The following is a 19,801-nucleotide window of genomic DNA, read 5'->3' on the forward strand; positions in this document are numbered from 1 at the left end:
TCCGCGTTCGATCCAGCAGGCCGTGCACGCCGATCCCGCGGCGTCGCGGGCCGTCTACGACTTCGTGCGCGAGGTCTGCCTCCGGCTTGGCGCCGCGCCCGCGGATCTGGTGCCGTTCGAGAAGTATGCGGCCGCGGCCCAGGGGCTGGTGCGGCCGTCCTCGGCGGCGCGCGCGCTGTTTGCCGGCGCGCAGGCCATCGAGCGGGTCGACCGGCTCGTGCAGGCGGTCGCGGCCCAGCAGAACATGCGCCACCCCGTGATCGACGAGACCGTCGCGCTCGTCGATGCCCGGCTCACTGTCGACCGCAAGGCGGCCGCCTGATCCCCGGCAAGCAGGTCGGAAGCAGGCTGGCGCATCGCCGGCGTGCTGTCGGCCTCACGGGCCAGATCACATCCAACGGGCTGGACCCAACGGCAGGCCTCCGGGACCGCACCTGACTGAGCGCGGTCTCATCTTGAGACCCTTATCAATTCCCATCACCGCTCCGGGCAGCATTGCTGCCCGGTGCATCTTTGCTTGGGCCGCCTGCTCTGCTCTCAGACAGGTGGCCTGCCGATACGGCCTCAGGTGTCTGCAGCCGATTCCTGTGATTTGTGAACAGCATAGCTGAAACTGGAAACTTCGATCCGAGTTGCTCCTCGGAGTTTTTGATTCGTTTTAGGCTGAAGATGACCGATAAACGTCGACAAGACGGGCAGAAGAAAGCGGCAGGATCTCCAAGCTGGGCGCTACGGCCGCAACATTCCGAGACCTTGTCGGCTCTCGGTCGCAGGCTTCGCTCGGAATACCAGCCGGTCATTCAGGAGCCGATTCCGGAACGCCTTCTAGGCTTGGCGGAACGGCTCGCCACCTACGACAAGAGCGGTGCGGGTCACCGCAGCACCTGAACTTCACCTCGTCTCAGCCGAATTGGATCGTCCAGAGCAGGCCTGGCCTTTCAGCCATGGGCGATGAGGCTGGCGAGCAGGGATGCGACGTTCAAGAGGACCAGCATACCGATGAGAACCGCCGGCATGAACCGGAGGGCGGGGCCTTCGGGTGACATCGTCGTGGCTTCGATATTACGGCGGGGCATCTCGGGCCTCCGTGTCCATCATCTGCCTCTCGTGTCTAGCCCTGACTGCTCAAGTCCGATGTGCTCCGGAACACCTGTCCATCATTCCCGAATATGCGTCCTCCAAAGGGCTCGCGCCGACCCGTTGTGCTCATGACCCGAGCCTCCTAAAAGGCTCCAGCTCTCGGGGGGTCGGCCATGCTGGACATGGAGAACGGGTCTTCGCTTCACCCGCCCCTGGCGGCGATAGCGCTCGCGTTCCGAGACGCGGAAGGCGAGATCAACTCCGACTTCGTCGCGGCTGCCACGAAAGCCATTGCGGCCGATGAAGCCGCAGCGCTCAGGGCGCTTGTCGAGGACCTTCATCCTTCGGATCTCGGCGCCCTGCTGGAGGCCCTCGAGCCGGATGATCGTCCCCGGCTCATCGAGCTCCTCGGCCCGGATTTCAACTTCGCCGCGCTGACCGAGGTCGATGACTCGGTGCGTGAGGACATCCTCGAAGAACTCGAGACGGAGACCGTCGTAGAGGGCGTGCGCGAACTCGATGTCGACGACGCCGTCTACATCCTCGAAGATCTTGATGCCGAGGATCGGGCCGAGATTCTCGACAAGCTGCCTGCCATGGAGCGGGTGGCCCTCCAGCGATCGCTGGAATACCCCGAGGGCTCGGCGGGCCGCCGGATGCAGGCGGAGCTGATTGCGGTACCCCCCTTCTGGACGGTGGGCCAGACCATCGACTTCATGCGTGAGACCGAGGATCTCCCGAGCACGTTCTACGAGATCTTCGTCATCGATCCGGGCGGGCACCTTCTCGGCTCCGTCCCGCTCGACCGCTTGTTGCGGACCAAGCGGCCCGTGACGATCAATGAAATCATGACGGACGAGCCGGACAGGGTCGATGCCAAGCAGCCCCAGGACGAGGTTGCCCGCATCTTCCAGCGCTACAACCTCGTCTCGGCGGCGGTCGTGGATGAGAGCGGCCGTCTCGTCGGCGTGATGATGGTCGACGACATCGTCGACGTCATCGAGGATGAGGCGGACGCCGAGATCAAGGCGCTCGGCGGCGTCCAATCGGGCGAGGAGATCTCGGACAGCGTCTGGGACATCGTGAAAAGCCGCTCCAGCTGGCTCTTCGTCAACCTATGCATGGCAATCGTGGGGGCATCAGTGATCGGCCTCTTCGAAGAGAGCCTGCAGAAGATGGTTGCCCTCGCCGTCCTCATGCCGATCGTGTCGTCCATGGGCGGCAATGCGGGAACGCAGACCATGACGGTCACCGTGCGCGCTTTGGCGACCCGGGACCTCGGGCGCGGGAACGCGTGGCGGGTCATTCGTCGCGAGTTGGTGGTCGGACTGGTGAACGGAATCACTTTCGCGATGCTCCTCGCCGGCGTCGCCATCCTGTGGTTCGGGCTGGCCCAACTCGGGGCGGTGATCGGCCTTGCGCTCGTGGTCACTCTCATTGCCGCAGCCCTGGGCGGGATCGTCATCCCGCTCATCCTCAACCGCTTCGATATCGACCCGGCCGTCTCGTCGGGTCCCCTCGTCACCACGATCACGGACGTCGTGGGCTTCTTCGCATTCCTCGGAATAGCAACCTTCTGGTTCGGGCTGTAGGCCGCGCGCTTCGCCAGGTCCGGAGGCAGCCCTCGATGGCCCGATGCGGCCGGCTCACCCATTCGTTGAGGTCCAAGTCGGCCTCTTTGCCCATAGACTTTGCCATAGACCATCCAACAGGGCAGCTTGCCTCATGGCAAAAGCAAGGCTTCATTAACTGCCTCTCAGGCATCGCTATGGCAAAGCTCTCACTCCCCTGTCCGATGGAACCATGACGAAGCGTATGTCCAACCGAAAGCGCAATTCTAATCTGCGGATTGCGCCAGCACGGGCTTGGCGCTTCGCTTTCGTCACATCGCTCGCGCTCGGGCTCGCATCCTGTGCCGTCCTGCCTGGGAGCTATTACCCGCATAAAAGCGATGCGAAACCACACCCGGGCGTGCAGAATGCACACCGGTACCCGATCCATGGGATCGATGTCTCCAAATGGCAGGGGCCGGTCGACTGGGCGGCGGTCCGGGGTGCCGGGACGCAGTTCGCCTTCATCAAGGCCACCGAGGGTGGCGATCATGTGGATGATCGCTTCCTGGAGAATTGGGAGGGCGCGAAGCGGGCGGGCGTCCCTCGTGGCGCCTATCATTTCACGTTCTGGTGCCGTTCGGCGCAGGAGCAGGCAGAATGGTTCAAGCGCCACATTCCGCAGGACCCCGATGCGCTGCCGCCTGTGCTCGATCTCGAGTGGAACGGGCATTCCAAGCTGTGCCCGAAGAAGGTCTCCAGGGAAGAAGCGATCGAGATGATCCGCATCATGCTCTGGGAGATGGAAGCGCATACGGGGAAGCGCCCGATCATCTACACCGATATTACCTTCCACAAGGAGGTGCTGGAGGGCGAGTTTTCCGATTACCCGTTCTGGATTCGCAGCGTGGCGGCCGAGCCGCATGAACGATATTCCGATCGCGATTGGACGTTCTGGCAGTTCACCACGACGGGCCGAGTGCCCGGGATCAGGGGCGACGTCGACCGGAACGCATTCTACGGCACGACCAACCAGTGGCGGACGATGATGGCCACGAACTGCGATCCGCGGCATATCCGCCGCCTGGAACCGCTGGGGCTTTGCGGAAAATAGTGCGCGAGTTCTGAAGAGCGGCCGCCCAGCGGCCTGACAGGCGCGACGAGCCTGCTATCATCGCGCAAGCAACTGCCGCCGCGGCGGATCCGGGACGGCAACAGGGAGAAAGCTGCCGTGCTTGCGAACGCGACTCGCGACTTCAATTTCGACCTCGGCGAGACCGCTGATGCGATTCGGGAAACGGTGCGGGATTTCGCGCAGGAGCGCATCGCGCCCCGGGCCGAGGAAATCGATCGCACGAACACCTTCCCCCGCGACCTTTGGCCCGAGATGGGGCAACTCGGCCTCCACGGCATCACTGTCGAGGAGGAGTATGGCGGTGCAGGCCTCGGCTATCTCGAGCACGTGGTTGCGATGGAGGAGGTCTCCCGCGCTTCGGCCTCGGTCGGGCTCTCCTACGGGGCGCATTCGAATCTCTGCGTGAACCAGATCCGCCGGAACGGAAACGAGGATCAGAAGAAGCGCTATCTTCCGAAGCTCATCTCCGGCGAGCATGTCGGCGCACTCGCGATGTCCGAGCCCGGAGCCGGATCGGACGTCGTCTCGATGCGAACCCGGGCCGACAAGCGCGGTGATCGCTATGTTCTGAACGGCAACAAGATGTGGATCACGAATGGTCCTATCGCGGAGACGCTCGTCGTCTATGCCAAGACCGATCCGGACGCTGGCCCACGCGGCATCACGGCCTTCCTGATCGAGAAGGGCTTCAAGGGCTTCTCGACGCACCAGAAGCTCGACAAGCTCGGGATGCGTGGATCGGATACCTGCGAACTCGTCTTCGAGGATTGCGAGGTGCCCGAGGAGAATGTGCTCGGCGCAGTCGGCAGGGGCGTCACCGTGCTGATGTCCGGGCTCGATTACGAGCGTGCCGTTCTGGCTGCCGGGCCGCTCGGGATCATGCAAGCGTGCATGGACATCGTCATGCCCTATGTCCACGAGCGCAAGCAGTTCGGTCAGCCGATCGGAAACTTCCAACTCGTGCAAGGCAAGGTCGCGGACATGTATGTCACGATGAATGCCTGCAAGGCCTATGTCTACGCCGTTGCGAAATCATGCGATCGGGGCGAGACCACACGCGAAGATGCCGCCGGCGCCATTCTCTATGCGGCCGAAAAGGCCACGCAGACCGCTCTCGACGCCATCCAGTTGCTTGGTGGTAACGGCTATATCAACGACTATCCGACCGGACGGCTTCTTCGCGACGCAAAGCTCTACGAGATCGGCGCGGGTACGAGCGAAATCCGGCGAATGCTGATCGGGCGCGAGTTGTTCGAGAAGACGGCCTGATCCGAGCTCGCTATTGCGAGTAGAGTGAAGTGATTCAGATCGCGGCGTGTACGATTCCTGGATTGCTTCGCCTTCGGCTCGCAGTGACGGGGAGGGCATGAACTCCGGACCTACAACGTCATTGCGAACGCAGTGAAGCCATCAAAGTTACCGCTTCAGGATGGATGGCTTCGTGGGCCTCCTGCAGCCTCAGGGTCTCACGGCAGGCGTCTCGATCGGCAGACCGCGCGCCCTCGACATCAGAAACACTTCGAGTTCCACGAACTCGCGAGCCCCATACGGAAAAGGCTCGGACCGGACGCCGATCATGCAATTGCGCAGGCGCCGCTGAAGGGAGCCGAGGCTCTGCCACTCCAGCCTGTAGATGGGATACCCGTTCGGATCGCCCTGCGGGATGACACTCCCGCCGAGCCGCTCTCCCCAGTGATCGTCATGACACTGGCTGCAGGACAGATTGAGCTGCCCGATACGCTGGTTGAACAAATCCCTCCCGCGTTCGCGAGCAGGGTCCAGGCGAGAATCGTCCGGCGAGGTGATCGGTATGTCGCGAGACTGCTTCCCGAGAAACGCCGCCAGCGCGAGGAGATCGTGACTCTCATAGGCTAATGCGGGCGCTTTCTGATGCCGACGTCGGCACAAGTTGATCCTGTCCTGCAGGTCGATAGGCCGGTTCTCCTCCGGATCGAAGGCCGGATAACGAGCCGCAACACCGCGCATGCTCTCACTCGCTTCGCCGTGGCATCCCTGGCAGGACTTCCCTTCCGGACCCTCCGCCCGGTTCCAGAGAGCCTCTCCATCGAGCACCCACAGGAATCCGGGATTGAGGCCGTCGTCCCGCTGCATCTCCTGGGTCTCGGGATTCATGAACTCGAAACCGGAGCGCCTCTGCTCCGGAGGAATCGGATCGGCCGGAGCGCGAGATTCGGTGAGGCAGGTGAACCCCGCCGCCAGCACGCAGGAGATCGCACGCCCAAGCGGTTTCATGTGACGGTGATGGTCGCGTTCTCGGTCTGTACGAATCCGTTGTCGCCGGTCCACGTGAAGGTCAAAGTGCCGCTTTCTGTTGCGACGGTCGTGAAGACGAGAAACGGATTGGCGGAGATCGCCGGGAAGAGCTCGGCGCGAAAGACCTCTTCGTCGTTGTAGGAGCACGTGAAGCGTCGGATGATATCGCGGGGGACGACCCGACCGTCGGCTCCTGGACGATACCCGGTTTCCATAGGATGCGAGATCAGGACTTTGATCTCGATGATGTCGCCGCGCGCAGCCGTCTTGGGTACATTCACGAGCGCTCGTGCCATGTCACCCCTCCACGCAGGCTGCGAGCGTCACGATGACGTCGGCCGAGGCCGACCAGTAGCTTCCATCGCTCAACTCCGCGACCGCAATCACTTTCTGTGACGTCGCGAGTCGGATCCGTGTCGCGACATCTGCCCGCCCGGATCTCGGACCTAAGAAGAATTGCGCAACGTGCGGTTGTGGATTGCGTTCGTTGAAAACCGCAATCCGCTTCACATGATCCTCAGCTGTCATCGGGCTGTCGACCCGAACCCTCACCGAAACCGAATTCCCATTCTCGACGAGCGGCGGGACATCGAGATGTATGCGGCCCGGGCGAACAGCTGCCTCGCTCGTGAATGCGTCAATGGCAGCCTTCATCTCGTTCGGAGTCGCCTTGGCGGGAGAAGCGAGCGCAAGGGAAACCAAGGCGATGCCGCCCCTCAGAACCTCCCGCCGGCTCGTTCGAAACTCGCTGCTCGATGTCATCAAGTGAACCTCTTCGACACATCACTCCCGGAGAGTGCTCAGGAATGCGACAACGTCCTCGATCTGCGCCGCCGAAAGAATCGGCTTGCCGCGCCATGCATCCCCTACGCGCGTTAGATGATCGACCCGGTAATAGGACGGCATGAGCGTGTCCGGATTCAGCCGTGTCCCGTCGACCAGCCGGAGACGCAATTGCCCTTCGGACCAACGCGTACCGGAGCCCGCAAGATCCGGTGCGATCGTGCCCTGAAAGCGCTCTTCCGGAAACGGTCCGGAATGACACAGGAGGCATAGGCCCACCTGCCTGTTGACCACGATCGCTCGACCTCGGGCCGGGTTCCCCGGGGATCCGGTCAACGAAGCAGAAATCTCGTTCCCGGTCACTTCATAGGCCACGACGGGTTCCTCCGAGCGTGCCGGGCCCGTAGCACTCCAGAGCAATATCATCGCTACGAGCGCCGGGGCGTTACCCGAACACTTCATGGGTGATCGTATCGAACCAAGCCATGGCATAGGTCGCCTCGAGAGCCCGAAACGAGTCAGGGGCGTCGAGAGGGCTGATTCCTCCGGCTCCTGCAACCTCCGAAAGAAGGCCGTTTGCCGGGTGGTAAATACCCGCCACCGAGATTCCGTAGTCGGGAGCCACGAGGGAATAGCAGGTATTGATCAGCTTCGGAGCGGGCGGCTGCTCGCCACGGATCAGGGACGCGACGGCAGCCGCGCAGCATTTCGCTTGGGCATTGGCGGTGAAGGCGGATTTCGGCATGGCGCCGCCGATCGCTGCGTCCCCGATGACGTGAATGTTGCGCTGAAGCGTCGATTCGAACGTGACGGGATCGATCGGGCACCAGCCGGTTCGATCGGCGACACCCGCCACATGCGCAATGCGCCCCGCCTGCTGAGGTGGAATGATGTTCGCCACGTCTGCCTTGTACTCGCCGAAGTCCGTCGTAACTGTTTTCGAAGCCGGATCGACGGACACGACCTTCCCGCCTTCCGCGAGCGGCACGTATTCGAGCAGGTCGGGATACAGTTTACGCCAGGCAGCCTGAAACAGGCGCTGCTTCGAGAACATGTCCTTCGCGTCGAGCACGAGTATCTTCGAACGCGGCTTATGCGTCTTGAGATAATGCGCGATCAGGCTTGCCCGTTCGTAGGGACCAGGGGGACAGCGATAGGGATTCGGCGGGACGGACATCACCACGGTTCCGCCGTCCTGCATCTCCCGGAGGTGGGCATGCAGGAGTTCCGTCTGTGGTCCGGCTTTCCAGGCGTGAGGCATGTTCTCCGCCGCGGCGCGATCGTAACCCGGGAGCGCGTCGAACCGGAGATCGATGCCGGGGGCGAGGACGAGCCTGTCGTATGACAGATCGGATCCGTCGCTCAGGAAGATCCGGCGCGCCGCCGGCTCTACGCGCTCCGCCGTCTCCTGAACGATGGTGATGCCCTGCTGACGCAGCGCATCGAAACCGAATTCCTGGCTTCGAAGGTCACGAAGGCTCGCCAGCACGAGATTGCTGAGTGGGCACGCGACATAAGTCGGGCTCGCCTCGATGAGCACGACTTCGAGCCCTGTACGTTGCAACTCGCGCGCGCAGGTCGCCCCAGCGAATCCTCCGCCGACGACGACTACCCGCGCGCTCGATTGCGCGAAGGAACGGCGCGCCAGCGAGCCGAGGGCCAGACCGGAGAGGGTGCCGAGGAACGCTCGGCGGTTCGGCCGCCAGGGTTGCATCTGTCCCTCCTTAAGGTGTCCTGCTCAGCCAGGCGGCAATTGCAGCGATCTCCTCATCGGAGAAGCCCTTGGCGATACGGTCCATGACCGTTGCCGGCTTGGTACCCTCCTGAAATGCCTTCATGGAGGAGACGATCTCTCCTGCGGGGCGGCCATTCAGCGCCGGGACGGGAGCGTTTCTGACTCCCGCAGGCGGATGACACCCGGAACATGAGGATGCGCCGGGAGGCGCCGCGGCCATCCCTGAGGCGGGGGCCGCGGCAACAAGGAGAAGGGCGAGGCTCGCCCTCGAGGGTCTCATGCTACGCCTTGCGGAGATCCGCGTGCTTGATCGGTATCGAGCGCACGCGCTTGCCCGTTGCGGCGAAGATCGCGTTCAGCACAGCCGGCGCGGCAACGGCAATGGTAGGCTCGCCAACACCGCCCCAGAAGCCGCCCGATGGCACGATCAGGGCTTCCACCGCTGGCATCTCGTCGATCCGCATGACCGGATAGGTATCGAAGTTCTCCTGCTCGATCCGGCCGCTCGCGACCGTGCACTCACCATAGAGCGCTGCCGACAGACCATAGACGAAGGAGCCCTCGACCTGCGCAGCGACCTGCTGCGGGTTCACGACATGTCCCGGATCGGTGGCTGCGACGATCCTGTGGATCTTCAGCTTACCGTCGTCACTAACGGAGATCTCCGCACAGGCGGCCACGTAGCTGCCATACCCCATGGTCTGCGCGAGCCCCCGATAGATACCGGCAGGTGGAGGTGTCCCCCACCCGACTCGCTCGGCAACGGCGTTCAGCACGGCGAGGTGCCTCGGATGCTGAGTCATCAGCTTGCGCCGGAATTCCAGCGGATCCTGACCCGTGGTGTGCGCCAGTTCGTCGATGAAGCACTCCAGGTAAATGGCATTCTGGTTCAGATTCACGCCGCGCCAGAATCCCGGGGGCACATGCGTGTTGCGCATCGCATGATCGATCAGCAGGTTCGGGATCGTGTAGCCGATTGCCGCTTCCGCGCCTCCGGGATTGAGCCCCTGGAAAACGGCGGGATCCTTCCCGTTCTGGATATTCTGTGGGAAGATCGACGCAATGATCGACTGCCCGGAGATGCGCATGTGCAGCCCGGTCAGATTGCCCTGATCGTCGAGCGCGCCCGTCAGCTTGCATTGCGTGATCGGATGGTAGCGGCCGTGAAGCATGTCCTCTTCACGCGACCAGATCAGCTTCACGGGTGTCCCAGGCAACTGCCTTGCGATCGTCACGGCCTGGGTGACCCAGTCGTGCACGGCGCCACGCCGCCCGAATCCGCCGCCGAGGTGGATCTTGTGGACGTCGCATTTCGAGGGGTGCAGCCCGGCTGCCTCGGCAGTCGCAGCCAAGGCCGCTTCGCCGTTCTGCGTCGGAGTCCAGACCTCGCAGCGATCCGGCGTCCAGAGAGCCGTGGCGTTCATGGGCTCCATGGTGGCATGGTTCTGGAAGGGGTAGCTGTAGACCGCTTCTACCTTTTTCGCGGCAGACGCGATGGCGGCACGAGCATCCCCGACCCGGTTACCGTCCACGGCATGCTCGGCGTCTAGTCCTTCCTTGAGCATTTCGGCGATCGTCGCGCTGGACACCGTTGCGTTGGGTCCCTCGTCCCAGACGATGGGAAGCTCATCGAGCGCGCTCTTCGCGCGCCACCAAGTATCCGCCACCACCGCGACGGCGCTTTCGCCGACCGGGACTACCTTCTTGATGCCCGGCCTGCCTTGGATGGCAGCGGCATCGAAGCTTTTCACGCGGCCACCGAAGACAGGGCAGTCCTTGATAGCGGCGTTCAGCATGCCCGGTAGCTTGAGGTCGATTCCGTAGACCTGCTTGCCTGTCAGCTTCTCGGCCGTGTCGAGCCGCTTGAGCGGCTTGCCTGCGATCTTCCAGTCCTTCGGGTCTTTCAATGTGACGTCGGACGGAGGCGTGATCTTCGCAGCCTTTTCGGCGACCTCGCCATATCGGGCGGTGCGGCCGGAAGGACCGTGCTTGATCACGCTGTTGGCCGCGCTGCATTCTGAGACTGGCACGCCCCAGCTGTCGGCGGCTGCCTGGATCAGCATCTGCCGCGCCGTTGCGCCGCCTTTCCGGACGTAATCATGCGAATCGCGGATGCCCCGACTCCCACCCGTCGAGAAATTGCCCCAGACGCGGCTGCGGGCGAGATTCTGGCCGGGCGTCGGATACTCGGTCGTGACCTTCGACCAATCGCAATCGAGCTCCTCGGCGACAAGCTGTGCGAGGCCGGTCAGAGTCCCCTGCCCCATCTCCGATCGGGCGATCCGGATTAAGACGGTATCGTCTGGTCTCACCACGACCCAGGCATTGATCTCAGGGGCTGCCTCCTGCGCAACGGCATCGCTGAAGGGGATGTGGAAACCGAAGCTCAGACCACCGACCGCGGCGGCCGACCCGGCCAGGAAAGCGCGGCGGGAAACGCGAAGAGCAGTCGTCATGATGTCCTCCTGTGCTTCCTGCCTCAACCGCGGCCGACCTCACCGCCATTGGCGGCGAGCTTGATGGCAGCACGGACACGATTGTAGGTCCCGCACCGGCAAATATTCGTGATCTCCGAATTGATGTCGTCGTCGGTCGGCTTCGGATTCTGCTGAAGAAGTGCCGCGGCCGACATGATCATGCCTGCCTGGCAGTAGCCGCATTGTGGAACATCCAGTTCGAGCCAAGCTTTCTGCACCGGATGCGAGCCGTCGGGTGACAGGCCTTCGATGGTCACGATCTTCTGATCCGCATTGAACGCGCTGACCGGCATGGAGCAGGAACGCGTTGCGACACCGTCGACGTGGACCGTGCATGCGCCGCACTGCGCAACACCGCAGCCGTATTTTGTGCCCGTCAGCCCGATCTGCTCGCGGATCACCCACAGCAGCGGTGTGTCCGGATCCACGTCGACGTCGACCATCCGGCCGTTCACGTTCAGTTTTGCCATTGGTTCTCTCCCGACACCGGTAACCTCGCCCATCCACAAGACGGGACATAGAAGCTCAGGATCATCGGACTCGATTCGGCGACTCCACCGAGAAACGTGGAACGGCCCGATGAAAGCGTCAGCTTAGTCGCAGGGAATCCCACCCGTCCAGGCAACTGTTCTTGATCGGGCAGTTCAGTGGTCGACGCCGCCAGGCAGCCTAGTTTTGGAGGTTTTAGAACTCTCGACCGCGATCTCTCGGCTCACGACGATCAGTGGCTAGGGGACGTTCGTGGCAAGTTGCAGAGACATGCCGAACGGCTGGTGCGCCTGACCACGAATCGACCCTAAGATATTGAAAACCAGCCAGGAATTCCCATATCCGGCACATGCTGGAATACGACTTTCCACCTGCTGACCAAGACCGGGCGAACGCGGTTCACACCGATGGAGTGTGGCGCGTCATGCCGCTTGCTGGTCACTTCCAACTCGACTATCGCGATGTGACAGGGCGCCGGACGCGTCGTGCGCTCCAGGCGCTGGAATTGAAGGTAGGCCCGGGAAAGGTCCTGCTTGGCGGGATTGATGAGACGACTCAAGCCTATCGGGGCTTCCGGGCAGATCGGATCTCCCGGCTGCAGGACCTCGAAACCAGCGAGACCGTCGACCGGAACATCCTCGATTGGTTGATCCGCTATGCGGACCGGCAGAATCGACCACGGCACCGCTCCCCAGGAAAGGCTGCTTGAGGCCGCCGTTCAGGCCGTTGGCAGGATCCGGAAGCGGCCGGGGGTCGCTGGGAGGTCCTCCCCGTAGATCGTCTCGACCGTCTCCACCCGGGCATGCCGGGGCCCCCTCCGGCAGGTCTCGACCATCTCGGCCACGAGGTCGGGAGGACCGACGAAAAGCGCCTCCACGAATCCGTCTCGCCGGTTCCGCACCCAGCCCGAGAGGCTCCGTAGTTCGGCCTCATCCTGTGTCCAGGCGCGAAATCCCACACCCTGCACCTGCCCGCTGATCAACACCCGCTTGGTGATCGTCGGTTCACTCATGTTGCGCCCTCCCGATTAGCCAAAAACTTCCGAGCTGCCGCTACGCGCAGCACGCATTGGGACAAACGCCTTCAGCAATGGAAGTTCGCACGAGAGGAGAACGAGCGCTTCGAAAGGTGGTGGCGAGTCCATGCGCCACAGGGCAAGATCGGCCGGAACCTCTTGTCGGGCAGCCAAGGATGCCGCTCAAAATCGTTACAGCACCTTCGGGTGATCCGACCTCGGGATTGTCGCTGCGCCAACCCTCCATCGTTCCGTTTCCAGGAGCACTCTGCGGCGACGTTCAGCCTCGAAATCCAGGATGGGTTGGCTGTCGTCGATGAATTGGCCGAAGTTCTCCTGAAAAGCAGAGGCGGTGCTCCAGATCCCGACATTCACATATGTCGTCCAGCTCGGATCCATCTCCCACCGGATCCAGGGACGGGCCTCGGGGCTCTCCGCTCGACTCAGGAACTCTGCGACGAGGCCGGTCCGGTCCATGACGCGTGAGCGCGTGGACCAGTAATCCAGGAAGGCATCCTCCTGCCCTTTCCGGATACGCCATTCCACGACAACGATCGACATGGCAGCATCATCGTACGCCCCTGGCTCGATCTCGGTCCGACAAGGGTCCACGCTACGCCCCTTTTCCCAACCCCTTCAGCCTAGCCGACGATGTCTCCCGAACCAATATCGTTGATCAGGAGCTCTATCCGACTCAGGCGAACTCCATGATGACGGCGTCGACCGCGAGACTCTCGCCCTCCTTGGCGAGAATGCGGGCCACGGTAGCGTCCCGCTCGGCGCGCAGCACGTTTTCCATTTTCATCGCCTCGACGATGCAGAGCGCCTCTCCGACCTTCACCTCCTGGCCGGGACTGACGCTGATCGCCTTGACGAGACCGGGCATCGGACACAGCAGTTGCTTGCCGGTATCCGCAATCATCTTCTCCGGCATCAGCGCGGCGAGCGCCGCCTCCCGCCGGGTATAGACGCGGGTCTCGGCCGCCGCGCCGGCATGGGACAACCACATGCCATTCAGCACCGGCCTCACCAGGACCGAAATCACCTCTGAGCCGACGGTCCCGGTCCAGACGGGATCGCCCGGACGCCACTCCGAGATCACCGGCCAGGTGTCGCCGTTCATGAGGATCTCGACGCCTGTGTCGGACTCCCCGATCACGATCTCGAAGCGTTCATCCCCAAGCTGTACGACTCGCTCGCGCTCGAAGCGCACGAAGCGGCTGGGCCGCATCTGACCCGTGATCTGCCGCTTGCGCTCGTTTATGAGGTGATCGATCGCGGCCCCGACGGCAGCCATCCGGAGGGCAACGCTTCCCTGCGGCTGCGGCGCCTTGAAGCCGTCCGCGAACTCCTCGGCAATGAACCCCGTGGAAAGCCGCCCCTCGCGCCAGCGCGGATGCTGCATCAGAGCCGAGAGGAAGGGAATGTTGTGGCGGATACCATCGATCGCGAAGGCATCGAGAGCGTTTGCCTGCGCCTCGATCGCCCGCTCGCGTGTCGGGGCATGGGTCACGAGCTTGGCGATCATCGGATCGTAATAGATCGAGATCTCGCCGCCCTCTCCAACGCCGGTGTCATTGCGGATCGTGACGTCGCCGAAGCTTCCTTCTGGGGGCGGCCGGTAGGTGATCAGGCGCCCTGTCGAGGGCAGAAAATTGCGGGTCGGATCCTCGGCATAGATGCGGCTTTCGACCGACCAGCCGTTCAGCTGGATATCGGCCTGCGTGAGCCGCAGGCGCTCGCCGGCGGCGACCCGGATCATCTCCTCGACGAGATCGATTCCGGTGATCATCTCGGTCACGGGATGCTCGACCTGCAGCCGCGTGTTCATCTCGAGGAAGAAGAATGAGCGGTCCTGGCCGGCCACGAACTCGACCGTGCCGGCGGAGTCGTAGCCGACCGCCTTTGCGAGCGCGACCGCCTGCTCGCCCATCTTCCGGCGCGTCGCCTCGTCGAGAAGCGGCGACGGCGCCTCCTCGATCACCTTCTGGTTGCGGCGCTGGATCGAGCATTCGCGCTCACCGAGATAGACCACGTTGCCGTGCTTGTCCCCGAGCACCTGGATCTCGACATGGCGCGGATCCGTGATGAACTTCTCGATGAAGACCCGGTCGTCGCCGAAGGACGATGCGGCTTCTGACTTCGCGCGGGCGAAGCCCTCGGCGACCTCGCCGGCCGAATAGGCGATGCGCATGCCCTTGCCGCCGCCACCCGCGGAAGCCTTGATCATCACGGGATAGCCGATCTCGTCCGCGATCTGCACCGCCTGGTCGGGGGAATCGATCACGCCGAGGACGCCTGGCACCGTCGAGACCTTCGCGGCGGCGGCCGCCTTCTTGGACTCGATCTTGTCGCCCATCGCGGCGATCGCACGCGGGTTCGGCCCGATGAAGGTGATGCCGGCCGCGGCGAGCGCCTGCGGGAAGGCTTCGCGCTCCGAGAGGAAGCCGTAGCCTGGATGCACCGCCTGCGCACCGGTTTCGCGGCAGGCCGCCACGATCTTCTCGATCACGAGATAGGAGCGCGCCGCTTCCGGGGGCCCGAGATGGACGGCCTCGTCGGCCATCGCGACATGCATGGCGTCCCGGTCCGCATCGGAGAACACCGCGACGGTGCGAATGCCCATCCGCCGCGCCGTCTTGATGATCCGGCAGGCAATCTCGCCCCGGTTGGCGATCAGGATCTTCTCGAACATGCGGCAAGCCTTACAGCGGGATGTTGTCGTGCTTCTTCCAGGGCCGCTCGCTCTGCTTGGAGCGCAGCATGGCGAGCGCCCGGGCGATCCGCCGGCGCGTCGAGTGCGGCACGATCACCTCGTCGATATAGCCACGTTCGGCCGCCACGAAGGGCGACATGAAGCGGTCCTCGTATTCCTTCGTGCGGGCGGCGATCTTGTCGGGATTGCCGAGATCTTGCCGGAAGATGATCTCGACCGCTCCCTTGGCGCCCATCACCGCGATCTGCGCACTCGGCCAGGCATAGTTCACGTCGCCGCCGATATGCTTCGAGGCCATGACGTCGTAGGCGCCGCCGAAGGCCTTGCGAGTGATGATGGTCACGAGCGGCACCGTCGCTTCGGAATAGGCGAAGAGCAGCTTCGCCCCGTGCTTGATGAGGCCACCATATTCCTGCGCCGTACCGGGCAGGAAGCCAGGTACGTCCTCGAAGGTCACGATCGGGATGTTGAAGGCATCGCAGAAGCGCACGAACCGCGCGCCCTTGCGCGAGGCATCGGCATCGAGCACGCCGGCCAGCACCATCGGCTGATTGGCGACGATCCCGACCGTGCGGCCTTCGATGCGGGCGAAGCCCGTGACGATGTTCTTCGCGAAGGCCTCCTGGATCTCGAAGAAGTCGCCCTCGTCGACGACCTTCAGGATCAGCTCCTTCATGTCGTAGGGCTGGTTCGGGTTGTCAGGGATCAAGGTGTCGAGCGATTCGTCGCCCCGGTTCGGATCGTCGAAGCTCGGGATTTCCGGCACGCCGTCGAGATTGTTGGACGGCAGGAAGTCCATCAGCCGCCGGATCTGGAGAAGCGCCTCGACATCGTTGTCATAGGCGCCGTCGGCGACCGAGGACTTGGTCGTGTGAACCTTCGCCCCGCCGAGCTCCTCGGAGGTGACGGTCTCGTTCGTAACAGTCTTCACGACGTCAGGCCCGGTCACGAACATGTAGGAGCGGTCGCGGACCATGAAGATGAAGTCGGTCATCGCCGGCGAATAGACGTCGCCGCCCGCGCAGGGGCCCATGATCACCGAGATTTGCGGGATGACGCCCGAGGCGATCACGTTGCGCTTGAAGACCTCGCCATAGCCGCCGAGTGCCGCCACGCCTTCCTGGATGCGCGCGCCCCCGGCATCGAAGAGGCCGATCACCGGCGCCCGGACTTTCAGGGCCATGTCCTGGATCTTGATGATCTTCTGGGCATGGGCCTCGGAGAGCGAGCCCCCGAAGACCGTGAAGTCCTTGGCGAAGACGAAGACCTTGCGGCCGTTGATGGTGCCCCAGCCGGTCACGACGCCGTCACCCGGAATCTTCGTCCGATCCATCCCGAAATCGCTGGAGCGGTGCTCGACGAACATGTCGAACTCCTCGAACGAATGCGTGTCGAGGAGGAGCTCGAGGCGCTCGCGGGCCGTAAGCTTGCCACGCGCATGCTGCGCCTCGATGCGCTTCACGCCACCGCCCTGACGTGCCTGCGCGCGACGGTCTTCCAGCCGTTCCAGGATATTCTTCATGGACACCTCACCCGGGCCGTGCCGCCGGATTGCGGTGGCCTTAGCATGGCCGCGGGTGACCGAGAACAAATCTCCTGAAAGCGCGGCCGTTCAGGCGCCTTATTCCGAACTCAGCCGGTAAACAATGGAGGCAGCCTCGAATTCCCGCCAGCGTTGCGCCCGGCGGGCCTGGGCTTCCTCATCGGCTCCCCAGACGCTCTCCTGGAAGTGCTCGTCGACATGGGCGGCGGACCACGCTTCGTCGGCTCCGAGGGCTCCGCCTGCATGGGCCAGTGCCATGAGCACGGACCCTGTCAGAGTCGTCATCACATGCAGGGCGGCCAGCGCGAAGGGCGACTCGATCTGCTCGAGCGCCGCACGAACCGCATCGAGGCTCTCGGCCGGCTGCGTGATGTGCATCACCCCTTCCGCAAGATCGAACCTTGCACCGAAGCGCTCCCGGGCGAATGCGAGCACCGGAGCCCATGCCTGCTCCTGCTCCTCCGCAAGCCTCGCCGGCTCACCGGCACGGTAGCAGACGAGGTCCGAGCCGGCGAAACCCACGAGATCCTCGACGATCTCGGCGCGGCGCTCCGAAACTCCGTCGATGACCGTATTGGCGAGCCGCGTGATTGGCATCGAAGTGGGGTCGATCTCGTCTCGAACCTCGCTCCACTCCGACGCTAGGGCCTGGGCCAGCTCACGCTTTGGAAGGCTCAACGGCTTCCCGGCCGGGGTGCGCGCCGGCTTGTTGTCGAGGATGAGGCGAAAGCCTCCATCATGCTCCTCGACGGCAGCCTCTCGGTAAAAGCGCTTCGGGAGTGCTCGCTTCATTCCGGCCTGTGCGGCTCGGACCGGGTTCGGATCTTCGGCTGACGGGAACCAGTCCCTCGAAAATGGATCGCTCATGGGATCGAGATAGGAGCCGTACCGTCCGGTTGCGAGGTCGCCGGCTGATGTCGCGCCAGCCTCGCGACGAGCTCGGCTTCGAGATCCGGCACGGTCTCGACGATGTGGCGCGCTCCGGCCTCGATCAAAGCCTCGGGGGAGTGATAACCCCAGGAGACGCCGATGACGTCGGTTCCGGCCGCGCGAGCCATTTCCATATCGTACGTGGAGTCGCCGACCATGATGGCCTCCTCCGGCAAGGCTTCCGTCGCCGCAAGAGCCTGCAGGATCATTGCCGGATGTGGCTTCGAGGGGGCATCGTCAGCCGTCTGGATCGTCGCGAAAAGATCGTGCCAACCCTCTCGCTCCAGCAGATGTCGAACCCCACGCTGCGACTTGCCCGTGGCAATTCCGAGCATCGTGTCCGGATGCACGGCGAGTCTCCGCAAGACAGCGTCGATGCCGGAGAAGAGAGGTTCGTGATAACCGCCGGTGCGGAGATCCGCGAAGGCCCTGCGATAAGATTCTGCGATGGCGGAAACCGGACCCTTCGGGCCGACGAGTGTCGTGAAGGCCTCATGGAGCGAGAGCCCGACGATGGCGAGTGCCTGCTCGCGTGTCGGAGGCTCTAGGCCGTGCTGTATGAAGGCACGACATTGTGCCTCGACGATGATGTTCTGGCTGTCCACCAGGGTGCCGTCGACGTCGAAGATGATGAGTCTCAAGGGATTCCAGCCTGTATGGGGAGCCGATTGGCTCGTTTCGGAACGCCAGGCCCTGCCCCATGCCCCGGCTCGCGCAGAACGGCAATCACGTCTCACAAATCGGCAGCAATTTCCATGAGGGCTTCAGGCGTGAGCTGCGCGGGCGCGCGCCCTTACGCACCGCTCGGGTTGCGGCGGATAATCTCCTCGACGAGACGCTGCTTGATGGGCTCGGGCAGGACGATCCCTGTAAGACGCCACGTCAGGGAACTAAGCCGGAGCTGCAGGCGGAATTGCTCGTGTCGCGGGGCTTCGATGGGAACTCCGAACGAGACCATCCGGAACCCGTTGCTCTCCGTGGAAAGAAACAGCTGCCAGGCCTTGCGGGCCGAGTCGCGATCCAGAGCCAAATCCGGGATCGAGGCCGATCCCATGCGGTCTTGCCCCCCTTGGCCTAGGAGATCTAGAAGCGCCTCCGGTGTCACGATCTCGGCGACGATCGGATCCGCGATGGAGGCTCCGACATTCGCAACCAGCCCTCCCCTCTGCTTTGTCCGGCCGGTCGCATCGAGATAGCCGTCGACGAGCTGTCGGGTCAGCGATAGGCGGACAGCCCGCATATCGACCCGCTCCTCGAGCGTCGCGAGATCGCGCGTCTGCACGGCTTCGGCGATCTGGTAGAGCGCAAAGTAGGGCGAGATCAGAAAGACAGCCCAGGCGAAAACGAGAGCCAGGAGGGCACGAAACAACCAACGCATGACAAGAACTTCAGAAAACCTTCGGGAGGGAGAGCCGTAGAGCGCTCCAATCCGATGTTTTCGTGGCAGCTTGTCAGCGCAAACGACCCTACGGGGCCGCGAGCGCGTCAACTCCGAGCCGCCGCGACAGTTCCTCCTTCACGAGAGGCCACTCCTCTCGAATGATGCTGTAGACGACGGTGTCCCGGATATGCCCGTCCGGCATGATCATGTGACGACGGAACAATCCATCCTGCTTCGCACCGAGACGCTCGATCGCCTGTCTGGATTGGTGGTTCAGGGAATGGGTCCGCAGCTCGACCGCGATGCATCCGAGCGTCTCGAAGGCATGGCGCAAGAGCAGAAACTTGGCCTGCGTATTGACGAAGCTGCGCTGCCACGACTGCGCGATCCACGTCGTGCCGATCTCGACGCGGTGATTCACCGCGTCGATGTTCATGTAGCGGGTGGAACCCACCACAAGATTTCCGTCCCGGACAATGATCGTGAAGGGCAGCGCCATTCCAGCCGCCGCCTGCGAGAGCGCCTTCTCGATACAAACACGCATCTCTTCCGGGCGCGGTACCGTCGTCGTTCGCTTCTCCCAAAGGGATCCGTCACTGGCGGCGCTGATGAGCGCGGTTTCGTCCGAGCGCTCGAGCGGCCGAAGCAGCAACCGGTTAGTCGAAAGGGTGACGGGCGTAATCTCGAGCATCA

General features: G+C 63.4%; 22 protein-coding genes and 1 pseudogene. 6 read left to right on the forward strand and 17 right to left on the reverse strand.

Annotated features, from left to right (window positions below; genetic code table 11):
• Together BN1233_RS48460 and BN1233_RS51140 are read left to right on the forward strand one after the other, a co-directional pair.
• Nucleotides 1–322, forward strand: a pseudogene (locus BN1233_RS48460) (hypothetical protein); the annotation flags it as partial.
• 347 nt (nucleotides 323–669) lie between these two features.
• Nucleotides 670–888 (forward strand): NepR family anti-sigma factor, encoded by a 219-nt coding sequence (locus tag BN1233_RS51140; RefSeq protein WP_425311726.1) that lies wholly within the window; start codon nucleotides 670–672, stop codon nucleotides 886–888.
• Nucleotides 889–938: 50 nt separating this feature from the next.
• Here the strand turns inward: BN1233_RS51140 and BN1233_RS47105 are convergent, their stop codons facing one another.
• The gene (locus BN1233_RS47105) at nucleotides 939–1,076 is read right to left on the reverse strand and encodes a hypothetical protein (RefSeq protein WP_154678279.1); all 138 of its coding nucleotides are present in this window, start codon (nucleotides 1,074–1,076) and stop codon (nucleotides 939–941) included.
• A gap of 186 nt (nucleotides 1,077–1,262) precedes the next feature.
• On the opposite strand from BN1233_RS47105, the gene mgtE reads away from it, so the two are divergent.
• The 3 genes from mgtE to BN1233_RS19845 all read left to right on the forward strand — a co-directional run bounded on the left by mgtE (nucleotide 1,263) and on the right by BN1233_RS19845 (nucleotide 5,034).
• Nucleotides 1,263–2,672, forward strand: coding sequence for a magnesium transporter (gene mgtE / locus BN1233_RS19835; RefSeq protein ID WP_425311731.1), 1,410 nt, complete (start codon nucleotides 1,263–1,265; stop codon nucleotides 2,670–2,672).
• 211 nt (nucleotides 2,673–2,883) lie between these two features.
• Complete coding sequence (locus tag BN1233_RS19840; protein WP_244470619.1) at nucleotides 2,884–3,744, forward strand: glycoside hydrolase family 25 protein; 861 nt, start codon at nucleotides 2,884–2,886, stop codon at nucleotides 3,742–3,744.
• 117 nt (nucleotides 3,745–3,861) lie between these two features.
• Nucleotides 3,862–5,034, forward strand: coding sequence for an isovaleryl-CoA dehydrogenase (locus tag BN1233_RS19845; RefSeq protein WP_046865312.1), 1,173 nt, complete (start codon nucleotides 3,862–3,864; stop codon nucleotides 5,032–5,034).
• Nucleotides 5,035–5,223: 189 nt separating this feature from the next.
• On the opposite strand, the gene soxA is transcribed toward BN1233_RS19845, so the two are convergent.
• The 8 genes from soxA to BN1233_RS19885 form a co-directional block, all read right to left on the reverse strand.
• Nucleotides 5,224–6,018, reverse strand: coding sequence for a sulfur oxidation c-type cytochrome SoxA (soxA, locus tag BN1233_RS19850; protein WP_052763857.1), 795 nt, complete (start codon nucleotides 6,016–6,018; stop codon nucleotides 5,224–5,226).
• Nucleotides 6,015–6,335, reverse strand: a complete 321-nt coding sequence (gene soxZ, locus BN1233_RS19855; protein WP_046865313.1) for a thiosulfate oxidation carrier complex protein SoxZ — start codon at nucleotides 6,333–6,335, stop codon at nucleotides 6,015–6,017. Before soxZ ends, soxA begins: the two co-directional genes overlap by 4 nt.
• Before the next feature lies 1 nt (nucleotide 6,336).
• A complete protein-coding gene (locus BN1233_RS19860; protein WP_046865314.1) occupies nucleotides 6,337–6,801 on the reverse strand; it encodes a SoxY-related AACIE arm protein in 465 nt (154 codons plus the stop codon).
• Nucleotides 6,802–6,822: 21 nt separating this feature from the next.
• A complete protein-coding gene (soxX, locus tag BN1233_RS19865) occupies nucleotides 6,823–7,284 on the reverse strand; it encodes a sulfur oxidation c-type cytochrome SoxX (protein WP_425311727.1) in 462 nt (153 codons plus the stop codon).
• Nucleotides 7,268–8,536, reverse strand: coding sequence for an NAD(P)/FAD-dependent oxidoreductase (locus BN1233_RS19870; protein ID WP_046865316.1), 1,269 nt, complete (start codon nucleotides 8,534–8,536; stop codon nucleotides 7,268–7,270). The genes soxX and BN1233_RS19870 overlap by 17 nt, the downstream gene beginning before the upstream one ends.
• A 10-nt stretch (nucleotides 8,537–8,546) precedes the next feature.
• The gene (locus BN1233_RS51145) at nucleotides 8,547–8,660 is read right to left on the reverse strand and encodes a c-type cytochrome (RefSeq protein ID WP_425311728.1); all 114 of its coding nucleotides are present in this window, start codon (nucleotides 8,658–8,660) and stop codon (nucleotides 8,547–8,549) included.
• A 178-nt stretch (nucleotides 8,661–8,838) separates the two neighbouring features.
• A complete protein-coding gene (locus tag BN1233_RS19880) occupies nucleotides 8,839–11,013 on the reverse strand; it encodes a xanthine dehydrogenase family protein molybdopterin-binding subunit (protein ID WP_046865318.1) in 2,175 nt (724 codons plus the stop codon).
• Between the two features lie 23 nt (nucleotides 11,014–11,036).
• Nucleotides 11,037–11,504, reverse strand: a complete 468-nt coding sequence (locus BN1233_RS19885) for a (2Fe-2S)-binding protein (protein WP_046865319.1) — start codon at nucleotides 11,502–11,504, stop codon at nucleotides 11,037–11,039.
• Between the two features lie 443 nt (nucleotides 11,505–11,947).
• Between BN1233_RS19885 and BN1233_RS19890 the strand changes: the two genes are divergently transcribed.
• Nucleotides 11,948–12,232 carry a hypothetical protein gene (locus BN1233_RS19890; protein WP_147707395.1) on the forward strand — a complete coding sequence of 95 codons (285 nt, stop codon included), beginning with the start codon at nucleotides 11,948–11,950 and terminating at the stop codon, nucleotides 12,230–12,232.
• 9 nt (nucleotides 12,233–12,241) lie between these two features.
• Here the strand turns inward: BN1233_RS19890 and BN1233_RS19895 are convergent, their stop codons facing one another.
• From BN1233_RS19895 to BN1233_RS19930, 8 genes are all read right to left on the reverse strand, one after another.
• Nucleotides 12,242–12,535, reverse strand: coding sequence for an acylphosphatase (locus tag BN1233_RS19895; protein WP_046865321.1), 294 nt, complete (start codon nucleotides 12,533–12,535; stop codon nucleotides 12,242–12,244).
• A 195-nt stretch (nucleotides 12,536–12,730) separates the two neighbouring features.
• Nucleotides 12,731–13,099: a hypothetical protein gene (locus BN1233_RS19900; RefSeq protein ID WP_046865322.1), complete on the reverse strand. Its 369-nt coding sequence runs from the start codon at nucleotides 13,097–13,099 to the stop codon at nucleotides 12,731–12,733.
• A 133-nt stretch (nucleotides 13,100–13,232) separates the two neighbouring features.
• Complete coding sequence (locus BN1233_RS19905) at nucleotides 13,233–15,233, reverse strand: acetyl-CoA carboxylase biotin carboxylase subunit (RefSeq protein WP_046865323.1); 2,001 nt, start codon at nucleotides 15,231–15,233, stop codon at nucleotides 13,233–13,235.
• Between the two features lie 10 nt (nucleotides 15,234–15,243).
• The gene (locus BN1233_RS19910; RefSeq protein WP_046865324.1) at nucleotides 15,244–16,776 is read right to left on the reverse strand and encodes an acyl-CoA carboxylase subunit beta; all 1,533 of its coding nucleotides are present in this window, start codon (nucleotides 16,774–16,776) and stop codon (nucleotides 15,244–15,246) included.
• A gap of 99 nt (nucleotides 16,777–16,875) precedes the next feature.
• On the reverse strand, nucleotides 16,876–17,664 hold the full coding sequence (locus BN1233_RS19915) for an ATP12 family chaperone protein (RefSeq protein ID WP_046865325.1): 789 nt from the start codon (nucleotides 17,662–17,664) through the stop codon (nucleotides 16,876–16,878).
• Nucleotides 17,661–18,368, reverse strand: coding sequence for an HAD-IA family hydrolase (locus BN1233_RS19920; RefSeq protein WP_046865326.1), 708 nt, complete (start codon nucleotides 18,366–18,368; stop codon nucleotides 17,661–17,663). The genes BN1233_RS19915 and BN1233_RS19920 overlap by 4 nt, the downstream gene beginning before the upstream one ends.
• A gap of 152 nt (nucleotides 18,369–18,520) precedes the next feature.
• Nucleotides 18,521–19,105 carry a DUF2939 domain-containing protein gene (locus BN1233_RS19925; protein ID WP_046865327.1) on the reverse strand — a complete coding sequence of 195 codons (585 nt, stop codon included), beginning with the start codon at nucleotides 19,103–19,105 and terminating at the stop codon, nucleotides 18,521–18,523.
• Nucleotides 19,106–19,193: 88 nt separating this feature from the next.
• Complete coding sequence (locus tag BN1233_RS19930) at nucleotides 19,194–19,799, reverse strand: GNAT family N-acetyltransferase (RefSeq protein ID WP_046865328.1); 606 nt, start codon at nucleotides 19,797–19,799, stop codon at nucleotides 19,194–19,196.
• Nucleotides 19,800–19,801 lie beyond the last annotated feature (2 nt).

The organism is Microvirga massiliensis (assembly GCF_001006805.1).
Taxonomy (GTDB): domain Bacteria; phylum Pseudomonadota; class Alphaproteobacteria; order Rhizobiales; family Beijerinckiaceae; genus Microvirga; species Microvirga massiliensis.